Source organism: Rhizobium sp. B21/90, assembly GCF_019355815.1.
GTDB classification, from domain to species: Bacteria; Pseudomonadota; Alphaproteobacteria; order Rhizobiales; family Rhizobiaceae; genus Rhizobium; species Rhizobium rhododendri.
Genome location: NZ_CP072162.1, coordinates 1,450,784 through 1,465,788, shown reverse-complemented (window position 1 = coordinate 1,465,788; position 15,005 = coordinate 1,450,784). Strand labels below are relative to the sequence as shown.

14 protein-coding genes are annotated in these 15,005 nt (G+C 61.3%); 3 read left to right on the top strand and 11 right to left on the bottom strand.

Going from position 1 to position 15,005, the window contains the following annotated elements; all coding sequences use genetic code 11:
- Positions 1–45 precede the first annotated feature (45 nt).
- Together J5278_RS07000 and J5278_RS06995 are read left to right on the top strand one after the other, a co-directional pair.
- Positions 46–1,986, top strand: coding sequence for a methyl-accepting chemotaxis protein (locus J5278_RS07000; protein ID WP_209184384.1), 1,941 nt, complete (start codon positions 46–48; stop codon positions 1,984–1,986).
- Between the two features lie 214 nt (positions 1,987–2,200).
- Positions 2,201–3,349, top strand: coding sequence for an alpha-hydroxy acid oxidase (locus J5278_RS06995; protein WP_209184385.1), 1,149 nt, complete (start codon positions 2,201–2,203; stop codon positions 3,347–3,349).
- Positions 3,350–3,365: 16 nt separating this feature from the next.
- On the opposite strand, the gene J5278_RS06990 is transcribed toward J5278_RS06995, so the two are convergent.
- The 10 genes from J5278_RS06990 to J5278_RS06945 form a co-directional block, all read right to left on the bottom strand.
- Positions 3,366–4,106 carry a metallophosphoesterase gene (locus tag J5278_RS06990; RefSeq protein ID WP_209184386.1) on the bottom strand — a complete coding sequence of 247 codons (741 nt, stop codon included), beginning with the start codon at positions 4,104–4,106 and terminating at the stop codon, positions 3,366–3,368.
- 2 nt (positions 4,107–4,108) lie between these two features.
- Positions 4,109–4,465 carry a hydroxyisourate hydrolase gene (gene uraH, locus J5278_RS06985; RefSeq protein WP_209184387.1) on the bottom strand — a complete coding sequence of 119 codons (357 nt, stop codon included), beginning with the start codon at positions 4,463–4,465 and terminating at the stop codon, positions 4,109–4,111.
- On the bottom strand, positions 4,462–4,968 hold the full coding sequence (locus tag J5278_RS06980) for an ureidoglycolate lyase (RefSeq protein WP_209184388.1): 507 nt from the start codon (positions 4,966–4,968) through the stop codon (positions 4,462–4,464). The genes uraH and J5278_RS06980 overlap by 4 nt, the downstream gene beginning before the upstream one ends.
- Positions 4,968–5,330 carry a DUF86 domain-containing protein gene (locus J5278_RS06975; RefSeq protein ID WP_209184389.1) on the bottom strand — a complete coding sequence of 121 codons (363 nt, stop codon included), beginning with the start codon at positions 5,328–5,330 and terminating at the stop codon, positions 4,968–4,970. Before J5278_RS06975 ends, J5278_RS06980 begins: the two co-directional genes overlap by 1 nt.
- Positions 5,327–5,617, bottom strand: coding sequence for a nucleotidyltransferase family protein (locus J5278_RS06970; protein WP_209187523.1), 291 nt, complete (start codon positions 5,615–5,617; stop codon positions 5,327–5,329). The genes J5278_RS06975 and J5278_RS06970 overlap by 4 nt, the downstream gene beginning before the upstream one ends.
- A 60-nt stretch (positions 5,618–5,677) precedes the next feature.
- Entirely contained in the window at positions 5,678–6,700 is a 1,023-nt protein-coding gene (gene alc / locus J5278_RS06965) for an allantoicase (protein ID WP_209184391.1), read from the bottom strand.
- Complete coding sequence (gene uraD, locus J5278_RS06960) at positions 6,701–7,198, bottom strand: 2-oxo-4-hydroxy-4-carboxy-5-ureidoimidazoline decarboxylase (protein WP_209184392.1); 498 nt, start codon at positions 7,196–7,198, stop codon at positions 6,701–6,703. It abuts the gene before it with no gap.
- Entirely contained in the window at positions 7,199–8,122 is a 924-nt protein-coding gene (gene puuE / locus J5278_RS06955; protein ID WP_209184393.1) for an allantoinase PuuE, read from the bottom strand.
- Positions 8,123–8,217: 95 nt separating this feature from the next.
- Positions 8,218–8,925 carry a DUF1045 domain-containing protein gene (locus J5278_RS06950; protein ID WP_209184394.1) on the bottom strand — a complete coding sequence of 236 codons (708 nt, stop codon included), beginning with the start codon at positions 8,923–8,925 and terminating at the stop codon, positions 8,218–8,220.
- Positions 8,926–9,023: 98 nt separating this feature from the next.
- On the bottom strand, positions 9,024–10,208 hold the full coding sequence (locus J5278_RS06945) for an FAD-binding oxidoreductase (RefSeq protein ID WP_209184395.1): 1,185 nt from the start codon (positions 10,206–10,208) through the stop codon (positions 9,024–9,026).
- Here J5278_RS06945 and mnmD point away from each other — a divergent pair.
- Complete coding sequence (gene mnmD, locus J5278_RS06940) at positions 10,207–10,938, top strand: tRNA (5-methylaminomethyl-2-thiouridine)(34)-methyltransferase MnmD (protein ID WP_209184396.1); 732 nt, start codon at positions 10,207–10,209, stop codon at positions 10,936–10,938. The genes J5278_RS06945 and mnmD overlap by 2 nt on opposite strands.
- On the opposite strand, the gene J5278_RS06935 is transcribed toward mnmD, so the two are convergent.
- Positions 10,927–14,658, bottom strand: coding sequence for a response regulator (locus tag J5278_RS06935; protein WP_209184397.1), 3,732 nt, complete (start codon positions 14,656–14,658; stop codon positions 10,927–10,929). The two genes, mnmD and J5278_RS06935, sit on opposite strands and share 12 nt — an antisense overlap.
- Between the last annotated feature and the right edge of the window lie 347 nt (positions 14,659–15,005).

Here is a 15,005-nt window from a genome sequence, read left to right as displayed (position 1 = left end):
GACGTTTGCGGCCCATTCGTTGCCCGCCCACTCCTCCGAGGACAAATGTCAATTCTCAAGAACGCCAGCATCCGCACCAAGATCCTGTCGCTGATTATCCCGCTTTGCATCGTCGGCATTGGAGCAACGGCTTTCGTCGCAAGCCGCTATAAGGCCGCCGATACGGACTACTCCAAGTTTATTGCGACCGACAACGTTGCGTCCGTCGAAATGGCAAGGGCAAACCGCAACCTGGGTGCGACCGCCTACAATGCTTATCGGGCACTTACCTACTCCGCGAAGGATCCAGCGTTCGGCGCGGCTGTAAACCTCTACGAAACCAGCAAGTCGCAGCTTTTCGGGAAGCTGGATTTTGTGAAGACCAGTCTTCCGGATCGCGCCCGACAGGTCGATGCGCTGATCGTCAGGATCAAGGAAATCATTGCCCTGACAGACGCGTCGGTGCGTGCGAGCCAGGCGGGCCAGAGCGACGAAGCCAAGGCCCTCATGGGCAAGGCCGACAGCCTGATCACTCCCGTTGCCATGGACACAGTAGCGCTCAACGATGAAATCATAGCGGCGGTCGGCGCCAAGAGCGACGAGCTCACGGACCAGACAAACCACACAATCTTGACGTCCCTAACCGTTGTCGGAATCACTTTCGCGCTAGGTATCCTGGCTGCTCTATTCGTGGCCGCGAAAGGCATCACAGCACCGATCGTTCGCCTGCGCGACCGGATGACGTCGCTGGCCCAAGGGCATACCGAGGCCCCGGTCGAAGGTCAGGATCGCCGCGACGAAGTGGGCCAGATGGCAGAGGCTGTCTCCGTGTTCCGCGACAATGCCATCGAGCGCCTTCGCCTTGAAGCCGAGGCAGAGAGCAACCGCAGCATGTCGGAGCGCGAGCGGATGGCACGCGAGGCACAGAAAGCGGAGGAAGCAGCCAACGTGCAGTTCGTCGTCGATCAGCTGGGCGCAGGGCTGGACCGGTTGGCCGGCGGGGATGTCGCCTATCGCATCGAAACACCGTTCGTCAGCCACCTCGATGGTCTTCGCGCCAATTTCAACGGCTCGGTCGCAAACTTGCAGGAAGCATTGCAGGACGTCGGCCGGAATGCGCGCGGAATTGACGCCGGCGCCAACGAAATCCGCTCCGCTGCCGATGACCTGTCGAAGCGAACCGAGCAGCAGGCGGCCTCAGTTGAGGAAACTGCAGCAGCCCTCGAGGAAATCACCACCACAGTCAAGGATTCGAGCCGCCGCGCGGAGGAAGTTGGAAACCTTGTATCAAAGGCCCGGGACGGCGCGGAAAAATCCGGTGCCGTTGTCCGGGAGGCCGTAATTGCCATGAACGAGATCGAACGGTCGTCGGGGGAAATCTCCAACATCATCGGCGTAATCGACGAGATCGCATTCCAGACCAATCTTCTCGCCCTCAATGCCGGCGTCGAAGCCGCCCGCGCCGGAGAAGCAGGCAAGGGCTTCGCCGTCGTTGCCCAGGAAGTCCGCGAACTGGCCCAGCGGTCTGCCAAGGCCGCCAAGGAAATCAAGGCGCTTATCACGGCTTCCGGCGAGCACGTTCGCTCCGGCGTCCAACTCGTCGGCCAGACGGGTCAGGCCCTCGAGGTCATCGTGACCGAAGTTCAGGAGATCAATCGCCATATCCATGCGATGGTCGAATCCACCCGTGAGCAATCCGTCGGCCTTCAGGAAATCAATACCGCTGTCAACACGATGGATCAGGGCACGCAGCAAAATGCCGCCATGGTCGAGCAATCGACCGCCGCAAGCCACAGCCTGGCGCGCGAGGCTGCATCGCTCAACGAACTCCTGGCCCGCTTCAATGTCGGCGGCGAGGCTGTCAGCGCCAAGCCTGCTGTTCGCAGCGTCTCCGCCTCATCCCGCCCCGCACCCTCTCCCGCGCGAGCCTTGGGCCGCAAGGTCGCCAGCGCCTTTGGCGGACGCGCATCGGCCGCCGCTGAGAACGCCTCCTGGGAAGAGTTCTGAGCCGTTATCAGCCAAACGTGAAAGCGGGCAGACCTTGCCCGCTTTCACAGGGACTACCCATGCGGAAACTGCTTTTCTCGAAGACAACCCCGGAGTCGGCACCAAAGCTCGCATTTGCCCTTGACCCGGCGCTCGCAGCGGAAGAAATTCGGCCAGCAAAATCGCCGGAATTATGCATAGGCGAAGCCACCTTTTACCCATGAAGGCAGTTTTGATGTCCACACCGCTCACGATCGCCGATCTCAAGGCCCTGGCGAAGCGCCGCGTTCCCAAGATGTTTTTCGACTATGCCGATTCCGGCGCCTGGACGCAGTCGACCTATGACGCGAATGAGAGCGATTTCCAGAAGATCAAGCTGCGTCAGCGGGTTCTGGTCGACATGACGAACCGATCGCTGCACACGACCATGGTCGGACAGACGGTGTCGATGCCGGTGGCACTGGCGCCAACCGGACTGACGGGCATGCAGCATGCAGACGGCGAGATGCTGGCGGCGCGCGCCGCAGAAGAGTTCGGCGTGCCTTTCACCCTGTCGACCATGAGCATCTGCTCGATCGAGGATGTCGCCTCGGTGACGACGAAGCCCTTCTGGTTCCAGCTCTACGTGATGCGGGACAAGGACTTCGTCATGAACCTGATCAACCGCGCCAAGGCCGCAAATTGTTCGGCGCTGGTGCTGACGGCAGACCTGCAGATCCTCGGCCAGCGCCACAAGGACCTGCGCAACGGTCTGTCCGCACCGCCAAAATTCACTCCGAAACACATCTACCAGATGGCGACGCGGCCGATGTGGTGCCTGCGCATGGCCGGCACCAAGCGCCGTTCCTTCGGCAACATCGTCGGTCACGCCAAGAACGTATCGGACCTCTCCTCCCTGTCATCCTGGACGGCCGAACAGTTCGACCCCAAGCTCTCCTGGGACGATGTCGCCTGGATCAAGAAGCAATGGGGCGGCAAGCTTATCCTCAAGGGCATCCTGGACGTCGAAGATGCAAGGGCTGCGGCAGAAACCGGTGCCGATGCCATCGTCGTCTCCAACCACGGAGGCCGCCAGCTCGATGGCGCTCCTTCGTCGATCTCGATGCTGGGACGGATCGTCGATGCGGTCGGCGACAAGATCGAGGTCCATCTCGACAGCGGCATACGCTCCGGCCAGGACGTGCTGAAGGCAGTCGCACTGGGCGCCAAGGGCACCTATATCGGCCGCCCCTTCCTCTATGGCCTCGGGGCGATGGGCAAGGAAGGCGTAACACTGGCTCTCAGCATCCTGCGCAAGGAAATGGACGTCACCATGGCACTCTGCGGCAAGCGTGACATCAACGATGTCGATAGGTCGATCATCTCGGAGTTGTCGCAAATCTGAGGCTTCGGCCCAACTGCTACCTCAGCCAGCCCGTGGCAAGGCCGCTCGCCCAGTCCGGCCGTCCGTTGGCGAGCGCGAGCCCTGCAGCGGCCATGTGATCGTAGGCAACATTGCGGAAGGTCGCCGTCCAGCCGGTTTCCAGCTTTTCGAGGATCGCGTAGGACGCCAGCGGATGACCCGCCTCCACCTTGTGCGGATAGGGCGCGTCATGATCATAAGCCGGGCAGCCGACACTGCCGGGATTGACGATCAGGCGACCATCGGGCAGGCGCACCATGCGCGGAATGTGGCTGTGCGCGGCAAGTATAAGAGGCTGCGGGATATCGACGGCCAGGGCTTCGATCGCCTCGCTCGGCTTCAGGGAAACCCTTCCATCCGGCGACACCTGCTCCAGCCAGTATAAATTGTCGTCCTCGGGCGTCGCATGGCAGAGATAGGCCTCGCCCTTATAGACGAGGCTCGTCGGCAGGGCGCGGATCCACTCAAGATGGGCCGGCGACATCTGGCGATAGGCGACGCTGTCGGAGATCTCCATCTCGGATAAGGGACGGTCGATCAGATAGCGATCGTGATTGCCAAGCACGGTGACCATGGGCCTCGCCAGCAGCAGGTCGCCGACCTTGCCGGCGTCCAGCGGCCCGCTGAAGCAGTCGCCGAGATTGACGATATCGGAAATGCCCAATGCCGCGATGTCGGCAAGCACGGCCTCGAGCGCAAGGAAGTTGCCGTGGATATCGGCGATCGCGGCAAATCTCATTCTCAGCTTCCCCGATATGTCGAATAGCCGTAGGGCGAGATCAGCAGCGGCACGTGATAATGGGCAGTCGTATCGGCGATGCCGAAGCGGATCGGCACGACATCGAGAAACGCAGGCTCGGGCAATTGGCAACCCGTGCCGCGCAGATAGTCGCCGGCGTGAAACAGCAGTTCGTAGGTGCCCGCTACGAAACTGTCGCCAACCAGCATCGGTCCGCCATCGACCCGGCCATCTGCGTTGGTGACGAGCGTCTTCAAGACCGTCCGCACCTCCCCGCCGATCCGGGAAAGAACGATGTGCAGGCCTTCTGCAGGCTTGCCGAGCGCCGTGTCGAGCACGTGGGTCGTCAGTCCGGTCATGGCGTCGGTGCTCCGATGATATAGGGGGTCTCGAAAAAGAATTCCTGCAGATTGTTGTCCGGCCCGTCCCGGTCGACCACGAGAAAATCGCTGGCCTCTCCGAGCGTCATCAGCGGATGATGCCAGACATTTCTGGCATAGTTCACACCCTGGTCACCTCGGGCGAGAAACACGCGCGGCCGGCCGGGTCGCCCACCCTCGTCATCGGAAACGACCACGAGGAATGGCCTTCCGGACAGGGGCGAAAAGCTCTGGCTGCCGAATGGATGTCGCTCCATCATGTCGACTGCGTAGGGAAAAGCACGAGGCTGGCCCCGAAACAGGTTGATGATGACAACCGCGCCATCCCCATCGACCTCCGCCGTGGCAAGCGCATGGAACCGCTCCGTCGTGCCGCCATTGATGAGGCGCATCCTGGCAGGATCGGCTTCGATGACATCGCCAAAAGGTGCAAAGGCGGATCGGGTGAGAGGCCGAATATCGAGAGATCGGGAAAGGGTCATCATTCGCCTTGAGCACGCCAGTTGCGCAGGCCTTGCAATTGATCGAGCAACTCGGGAAGCATGGTTGCGGCGGTGTACCAGACGGTATCCAGATCCACCTGGAAATACTGATGGGCAATGCGGTTACGCATATCCCGGATGTCGCGCCACGGAATGTCGCTATGCTGGGCAACAAAGTCGGGATGGCCATTCATGATCTTAACGACGCACTCGCTGATCGCCATGATATTCATCACCACCGCGTCCTGAGTTCTCTCGTCCAGCAGAAAAGCGTCGTGCCCTACGTCGGAGGCGTATTTTGACGCCTTGGTTGCGGCTGACTGCATGCGATCGAGATAGGTGGCGAGCCTGTCACCGCTCATATGGCAACCGCCTCGGCGATGATGCGATCCCTGATCCCGGGCGGAAAATCGCCCGGCACCTTGACGTCTACACGTACACCGAGTGCAGCCTCCAGATCACCCTGCAGGCCGCCAAGCGTCAGCAACGTCGTACCGGGCATCGCGTCGACAAGAATATCGAGATCGCTATCGGTCCTGTCCTCACCCCGCAGCACGGACCCGTAGACGCGCGGATTTGCCAGCCGACGATTGGATACGATTTCTCGTATCACTTGTCTGTTGTCTCGAAGGGCATCCGATGGCTTCATATCTAAGCTCCTGACGCCGACATTATAGGCAACAACCCACAGGAACGAAAGGCACGCCGATCAAGCCTTGGTCCCAAACAACCGCAGCCGCATGATGCCGCCGTCCGGGTGCATCGCCAGCCTGACGTGGGTGACCGGGCCGATGTCGGCCAGTGCCTCGTTGCCGAACGGATGGATGTGATCCATCTGCAGCTTGGTGCGTGGCAGGAGCGGCTTCCACTGTTCGGAGGCGGCGATATCGGCCTCCGTCAGGCTATCGCCGAGGTCGGGCAGATAGGCGCCAAGAATCTCGCAGGTATCGGGGAAATTGCCCTTGTAGAATGCCGTATCGACGATGGCGCGATGGATTCTTCCGGCATGGCCGAGGCGAATGATTGCCCAGTCATGGCCAGGCCCGCGACGACGCTTGGTTTCCCAGCCATCGCCCATATTGCGACCGCGGCCCGGGCCGAGCAGCTTGTCCGGATGGCCGTAATGGGCGTCGGACCAGGCCAGTGCCTTGGCACCGTGGAAGACGTAGGCAAGATCGACTTCCTCGGAAGCGCCGACCTTCGACCAGTCGAAATAGGCTGTGCCGTAGACCCGCAGCCGGGCAATGCCGCCATCCGGATAGATGTGCAGCCGCAGATGCGTCCAGACTTTCTGCTTGTCGTCCGTTTCGAAGAAGTGGTGGGCGCTGGGGCCGAGCGGCGACTTTGCCAGCAGTTCCGTCCAGGCGGTCGTTGCATCCGGTTCGCCTGCCTCGACGAAGGCTGCCTCGATCGAGCAATGGGGCGGATAGTTGCCGGTGAAATAGCCGGTATCGACGTCGAAACCGAAGATCTTGCCCGGCATGGCAAGGCGGATTATCGCCCAGTCATGGCCGGCAACGCGCTTGCGGCGGCTTTCCCAGCCATCCATCCACTTGCCGTTGTCGTCATAAGCCGTCGCATCCCAGTGGGGCGGCTCGTCCTGGAGCATGCGGCTGAGCGGCGCGAAGAATTCGTCGGAGACATCGATACCCTTGGCACCGAGGCGGGCGGAGGCAAGGTTGATGGCACCCTCGGTGAAGGATGGCATGTCGGGCAGGTCGGTGTAGGTCATTCAAGTCTCCGGAAGCATGGTTTTAAGGCGCAGCAGGGCAATCTTCTCCACCTGCACGCAAGCGGTCGCGAACTCCGTGTCGCGGTCGTTGTTGATACGCATCTCGAACGCATCGAGTATGTCGTCCTTGGTCAGGCCTTTAACGGCGATGATGAAGGGAAAGCCGAATTTCGAAACGTAGGCCTTGTTCAGTTCGGAAAAGCGAGCGTGTTCATCAGGGCTCAGCCGGTCGAGCCCCGCTCCCGCCTGTTCCTGCCGGCTTTCCATCGTCAGCTTGCCGGCAATGGCCAGCTTGCCGGCGAGATCGGGATGGGCGCGCAGCACGGCCAGACGCTCGGCATGGGTAGCATCACGAAAAACCGACACCATGGCGCCGTGGATGCCAACCGCCGTCAGCGGCTCCTTGATGATGCCGGCATCGACGGCGCGCTCGGCGATATAGGGCGAATGCTCGAAGACGCCGCCGAAGCGCGTCACGAAGTCGTAGCGCATGATCATCTACAGCGTTCCCGGCTGGTGGTGCGCGTGCCAATGGCGGGCGATCTCGATACGCTGCGGGATCCAGACCTTCTCATGGCCGAGAACATATTCGATGAACCGCTTCAGGGCCGCTGCGCGCGCCGGACGGCCGACGAGGCGACAGTGCAGCCCGACCGAGAGCATTTTTGCGCTGCCGGCCTTGCCCTCCTGATAGAGCGTGTCGAAGGCATCCTTCAGATAGGCAAAGAACTGGTCGCCCGAGTTGAAGCCCTGCGGGGTCGCAAAGCGCATGTCGTTGGTATCGAGCGTGTAGGGGATGATGAGGAAGGGCTTCTGGTCGATGCCCTTTACCCAGTAGGGCAGATCGTCGGCATAGCTGTCGGAGGAATAGAGAAAACCGCCCTCCTCCATGACCAGCCGCAGCGTATTGTCGGACGGCTTGCCCTGGTACATCCCGTAGGGCCGCTCGCCCGTCAGTTCCGTATGCAACCGCACGGCTTCGACGATATGCTTGCGCTCGACCTCCTCCGGAAAATCCTTGTATTCGAGCCACCGGTAGCCGTGGCTGGCAATTTCCCAGCCCGCCTCCTTCATCGCTGCTACGGCCTCCGGGTTACGCGCCATGGCCATCGTTACGCCATAGACGGTCGCCTGCACGTTGAGATCGGTAAACATCCGCCAAAGCCGCCAGAATCCGGCCCTCGAGCCGTATTCGTAGATCGATTCCATGTTCAGATTGCGCTGGTTGGGCCAGGCTGCCGCACCGACGATTTCCGAGAGAAGATTTTCCGAGGCCGGATCGCCGTCGAGAATGGAGCTTTCGCCGCCTTCCTCGTAGTTGATGACGAACTGCACCGCGATACGCGCGTCACCCGGCCATTTCGGATCGGGCGTTGTCCGGCCATAGCCGATCAGATCGCGCGGATAGATATCGGATACCATCGAACCACCTCATGAAGTCAGGCAGACGGTAAGCATCGAAAGCGGAGTTGTCGAGACGGAAAGTGAGCGCCTGCAGCACGGCAGACGACGGTTCGTCAGGCGGATTTCCGCGCACTGACCTTGCCCATCGGATGCAGCGAGTGGACGCGGAACGGACCGTCGTTGCTCTCTTCCATCATCAGCGCGATATTGGAGACGACAATCGGTTCAGCCAGAACAGGCTCGAAGAGATCGCGCAGGACCCGTTCCATGCGCGGCATGTCTGCTGAATGCACTGGTCCCGTCAGCGCCATCCTGAAACGGAATTCATCCATCACGTCGGCGCATCCCCAACGATGGAGGTTGGCGAACTGCGTCGCCGACAGCAGGTCGGGATCGCAGCGATCGATTTCCGCCTCGGTCAGCGGTGCGCGGAAATGATCGAACTCCTGCGTCAGCGCCGAAGCGAGATAATTCAGCGCACTAAGCGGATAAGACGGCACGAGCCCAAAGGCATTGCCGAGCCGTGCGACTTCGAGGCGCGGGATTTGAAATGGCTCGAATGTCCCTGAATAGCGCATGAGGTCGCGCAGCAATGCGGCTTCAGCCGTCGGCTCTGCCAGTCGGAACGGTGCTTTGAGCGCTGCATGGAATCCATAGCGACGCGGCAGGGCGGTATGAAAGGCGACCTCGCGCAGGCCGAGACCGCCGATCTCCGGCTCCTCGACCCGTTCGCCCGTATAGACGTTCCGACCCAGCCAGCTCGCCGCAACCATCGTCAGCGGATCGCGCGGAGGTGGTGTAAATCCAATGATATAGCGCATGATCCCTCCTCCGGGCCGCGGCCACACGGATAGGTCCATGCGCAACGATGCAGATAAGCGATTTGCGTGACAGAATGACGAAGCGCGGCCGGCAAATTTCACGCAGTGCGCGAAGCCACGCGAATGTGATTCACCAGGGTGAAGCTTTCGGGCATTTCAGATGCGAAAGCCGGGGCACCGGAGATCTCGCCGATGGCAATGGCAGCAAGCCGGTGTGCCAGTCCGAAGGTGATCTTGAAGCCGCCGGTCAAAGCGATCAATGAAGGGTGATCCGGATGCGGCCCTACCATTGGATCGCGGTCAATGGCTTTCGGGCGTAACCCGGCCCATCGCTCCACGAGTTCCGCTTGTGCCAGCAGCGGCACCATGGCTCGCACCGATGCCAGCAGGGTATCGAGCAGCGCATCGGTCGACAGGGGATCGTCGAACTGGTTTTCGCTGGTGCTGCCCACCGCCACATGACCGCCCTCGTGCGGCACGATGTAAAGACCGTCGCGAAAGATAACAGGGAGATTGGGGTCGACATCCACCTTCATAAGCGCTGCCTGTCCCTTGACCGCCTGCCCCAGCGGCTTTTGCAGATCCGCCGTCAACTGTCCCAGCAATGGAAAGGCAGCATGTCCGGCCGACAGGATGCAATGTCCAAAGCGAATTTCGCCTGCCGTCGTATGCGCCAAGCCGCGGACAGGATCGAGGTTCTCGACTGCCACGCCCTCGAGGATGCGGACATGCCGCGCGCGTTGCAGGAAGGCCGACAGAACCGCGATCAGCCCACGCGGCGCGACCCGCGCGGCCAGCGTATCATGCACAAAGCCGCTTTCCCCCGATGCCGGATCGATCCAGCCTTCTCCGGGATCGTCGATGACATTCCAGTGGAATTGTCTGTCTCCCTCGCGCCAGTTGGCATCGGCATCGCGCGAGTGGCCTTCGGCGATCTTGCGCAGGTGTGGCTTCGGCAAGGGGATAAAACGGCCGGAGCGACGATAACCTGCCGAAAGGCCGGTTTCGAGCTCGAGTTCGGCGATATCGCCTTCGAGCGCCACGAGCGAGGCCAGCTGGAATTGCTTCTTGTTGTCCCAGCGATCCGGCATGTAGGGCATCAATGCGCCGAGCACGCCGCCGCTGGCGCCGGACCCCAGAAGGCCGCAATCGACAAGCAGCGTCTCGATGCCCTGGCGTTCCGCATGGACCGCAGCCCAGAGGCCCATGATGCCGCCGCCGACGATCAGCAGTGCGGTAGACGATTGACCGGCAGGCTTTGCCGGATTAACGGCTCTTGGCATGACAGATCCAGTTTCCGATGACGCGTCGCAGACGATGAGCCAGCCGCTCGAATGGCGCGACGGCGATATGCCTTATTCGTCTGCCTTTGGCGATCATTTTTATTGCCAGACCGATGGCCGCCTCGAATGCAGCCACGTCTTTCTCGACGGTAACAGCCTGCCGGCGCGCTGGCGCGACCGGTCAGAATTCCGCATCGGCGAACTAGGCTTCGGCACCGCCCTCAATTTTTGTGAGACGTGGCGCCAATGGAAGACGGAGCGTTCGGCTGGCGCGACCCTGCATTTCATCTCCTTTGAACTGTATCCGATGCAGGCACAGGAGATCGACCGGGCTTTGTCCCGCTGGCCGGAAATCGATGACGAACGAAGGGCGCTGGTGACCTGCTGGCCCGAGACGCCGGAAGGCATCGTCTCGCTGCAACTGGACGAACAGACGCGACTGAGTGTCGTTTGCGGCCCCGCGCTAGATGGAGTAGGTGCCGCGGAAACGGGTTTTGACGCGTGGTTCCTCGATGGCTTCGCGCCGTCCCGCAACGGCGACATGTGGTCGCCTGAACTGATGCAACTGGTCCACGACAAGACGTCGCAAGGCGGCACATTCGCCACCTACGCCGCCGCTGGTTTCGTGCGCCGCAATCTGCAGGCTGCTGGCTTCGCCGTCGAACGACGCAAGGGCTTTGCCGGAAAGCGCGAAATGCTCTGCGGTGTCAGGGGCCTATCAGACGCTTGATTGCTGATCGGAGCCTTTGGCGTTTCTCATCCACAGCCCGATCTTCGCTTCAAGCAGTTCCGGGCTTATTGGCTTCGACATGTAGTCGTCCATCCCCGAGGCAATGCACAGTTCACGGTCACTTTCGAGCGCATGGGCGGTGACGCCGATGATCGGCACGTGGCGTCCGGCACCGTCCCCCGCTTCGATATCGCGGATGGCACGGGTCGCCTGCAGCCCGTTCATGATCGGCATCGAGACATCCATCATGATCAGCGACGGAGTGCACCGGCGGTAGGCAGCGACCGCCTCCTCGCCGTTCCTGACAATCAGGAAATGAGCGCCGGCCGCTTGCAGGATTTGCGTGAAGACGATCTGGTTGACCTCGTTATCCTCTGCCACCAGGATATCGACACTCTCCGCTGGCCTATCCGTCGCAAAAACTGCAGCAGCCGAGACGGACTGCCCCGCGACGGCCTCCGGGGCCTCGGACACCAACGGGCGCGGCGCCTCGCCGGTCGAGCGACGCTGACGGGCCGTGCGCACGACCTCGATCACTGTGTTGCGGAGTACATTTGCGCGCGCCGGCTTCATCAGGTGGGCGTCGCCGCTCAGCGCTGCATATTCCCTGTCAGCACCGGCAACATCCATCGATGTCAGGAAAATCAGCGGTACCCCGTCGAAACGTCGATCCTGTCGCATCGTGCGCGCAATATCGGCTCCGGTCATGCCCGGCATATTGTAGTCGAGTATGACGGCATCGACCGCGACCCCGATGTCGGCGGCCTCCGACAGGATCGCGAGGCCCGTCCGACCATCGGCAACCGCGACGCTCCGGAATCCCCATTCGGCAAGCTGTTCGGTGAGAATCTGGCGATTGATGGCGTGATCGTCGATGACCAGAATCTGGGCACCCTTGACGTTGACCGGAACCTGCCCTTTGCCACGCGAGCCGGTTGCAGTCGGCAACGGCAGGTGGATCTTGAAGGTCGAGCCGCTGCCAAGGGCGCTTTCAACTTCCAGATAACCCCCGAACAGATCCACGAGCCCAGCGGTGATCGCAAGGCCGAGGCCGGTACCCTCGTGGCGGCGTGTCGACGACGAATCGACCTGCGAGAATTTGTCGAATATCGAGCCTAGCCGATCCTTCGAGATGCCGATGCCGGTGTCGGTCACACGGATGGTGACCATGGTGGCCCTGCCCGGCCCAGGGTCCGCATCGACATCGACAAGCACATGACCGTGCTCGGTGAACTTGACCGCATTTCCGACGATATTGGTGAGGATCTGACGGAAACGCCCGGCGTCGCCGATCACCATCGACGGCAGGCGCGGTGAGACGCGCACCAGTAGTTCGACATTCTTCTCGCCGGCCTGAGACGAAAGCAGCGTCGCGACATCTTCGACCGCTTCCGCCGGATCGAAGCTCGTCTGCCGCAACTGCATCTGCCCGGCATCGATCTTGGAGAAGTCGAGGATGTCGTTGATGATCGTCAGCAGCGCGTTGCCGGATTTGGAGATGATGTCGACGAACGTCGTCTGGCGCGCATCGAGCCCGGTCTTGCCCAGCAATTCCGCCATTCCCAGCACACCGTTCATCGGGGTCCGAATCTCATGGCTCATGTTGGCCAGAAACTCTGACTTTGCCCGGTCCGCGGCTTCGCTGCGGGCAAGCAGGCGCTGCAATTCCGTCTCGCGGTCTTTCATGTCCGTGACGTCGGTGAAAACCACCAGCCATCGGCCGGAAGGGCCCATGGATGCGTTCATGTGCAGCCACGTCTCGCCACGGATATTGAAGTTTGCCGAAATCGGCTGGTGACGACGGATCCTGTCGGCCCAGGCAGCGAGTGCCTCCTGCGGCGCGGATCCAAGGTCGCCCCGCGCGGCACAATGGCGGAAGATCTTCAGCCATCGCCTGCCGACGGACAGCGATGCCGCCTCGATCTGCAACATACCGGGCAACGCATCGTTAGAGAGCATGATGATGCCGTCCTCGACGATCATCAGCCCTTGCGACATGGCATGCGTCGCGTCGGTCATCAGTTCCCCCAGGCGCTCCAGCGCCTCGCGCCCTTCCGATAGCTCCCTCTCCTTGCGGCACAGCGATGAAACGTCGGCGTAGCAGAGCAAGGTCCGGTTGCCGGAAAGCTTGCGACCATCCACCAGCACCCGGCGGTCCACGCCAAAACTGATTTCGGACTGGAGACTGCCGTCCGGCCCGGAAATCGCCTCGATTCGCGCTTTATAGAGCGTTTCCCAGTCAGGGGCGTCCGGGCCGAAATAGCCGCGCGCATGGTTTCGGCGCATCACCTCGCGAAGCGACGTCGCCTCCCGGCGATCCTCCTCGGACATTCCCCATATCTCGTAGAAGGCATCGTTGGCATATTCGAGGTCGAAATTCTGATCGAAGATCAGCACGCCTGTCGGCAGCGAACCTATGATGTTTTCCAGATCCTGACTAAGCTGCTCGGCGCGCGCGCGCGTCTCCGTAAGCTGCCTCTCGCCCAGCTTCAGCGTCGATACGTCATCCATCGAGCCGACGACATAGTGATTGCCAGTGGAGGTGGAAACACCCTTCAGCCGCGTAACGACCGCATGCTGGCGCCCCGGGGCGTAGGCGACCTCGTCCTCGAATTCGAGATGCTGCTGGCTGCGCAACATGGCTTCGTTTTCCGCGAAGAAGGCCGTTCCCTCCTCGCCGAACATTTCCACTTCTGTCTTGCCGAGCGACGCCTCCGCTGTCAGGCCGGTCATCCGGAAATATGCCTCGTTGCCGTACAGGAGCCGGTGATCGGCACCGCGCACGAAGGCAGAGACGGGAAGATCGTGCAGGAGAGTGCGATAAAGCGTCGCCTCGTCGATCTTGTTGCGCAACAGCGCCTCACCTTCCTTGATCGCCGTCACGTCGATGCGCAGCGCGACGATGGATCCATCCGGCAGGCGCTTGTGGATGCAGCGCAGCCATTCCCCATCCGGCGTCCGCTCTACGAGATCGCTATGCTCGGCGCGAAGGATCGACAGTCGCTTTTCGATCCAGCCCTGCTTGTCCTCAGTGATCGAATCGGGGCTCTTCCCGGACCAGAAATCGAAGACGGACGAATAGACGTCGCGCGCGTTCATGCCGAGCGTCGGCCCGCCCACCAGGCGCCGATAGAGGTCGTTCCAGCGTCCGTTGCAGTAGGCAAGCTGCAGATCGGCAGTGTAGATGCCGACTCCCATGTCGAGGAGACCGAAGATATCCTCGACCACGCCCGAACGAAGCAGCGACGTGTCGGCGGCGGCGATTAACCCGGTTTCCAGAGCAACCGCAGGGTCTGCGAGCTGCATTATCGATGTCGCGACATCACCGGGCGAAACACGTTCCACCGAGCGGCTGGCACCGATCGGGGGCGGCGCCTCGGTAAAGATGCCGAAGATATAAGCCCGGTCTTCCGCCGGCATGAAGCTTTCGATCTGCACCTCGAACGCCGACAGGCGATCCCGAGCGAAGCAGATCGACGTTTCTTCCGTTCCGAAGACGATGGCGCGGCGCTCTTTATCCTCGCGGTCTGCATCTTCGACGCGATGGGAGAGCTCGTGACTGCGACAACCGATGAAATCCGAGATTTCGCGGCCGAAAAATGCCGCATAAGCCTCGTTTACCGCGACATATCGAAGATCGCTGTTTTTGACATAGGCAGGCCGGTCGGTCTCTGTGATCCGATGACAGGCAATATCCAGCAGTTCACCACGGCTCTTCAAGAAAGCCTCGCTCGTTCGACGCATACAGTCTGTCTTTTTACCAAGCAGGCCGCTAACAATGCGTTAACCATACGCGTTCTGGTCTTTTGGGCGTGGATCGATGGCATCGGGCTGCGACACAAAGCGCTGCTGCCGACAGCTGGTTTATCGAAGCTGACAGTTGACTTCAGCGACGAATAGGGCCATATGCCCCTCAGCTTTCACCTTCCCGGCCGCCGCGTGAGCGTGCCCTGCGAAAAAAGACGACCCGCAAGAGAAGGACAAAAGCGCTCGAAAAACGACTGCCGAATGGCGGCAGTCCCATGCGCTGGAAAGCTATTTTCCAACTTACAAGTTCCCACTTCACG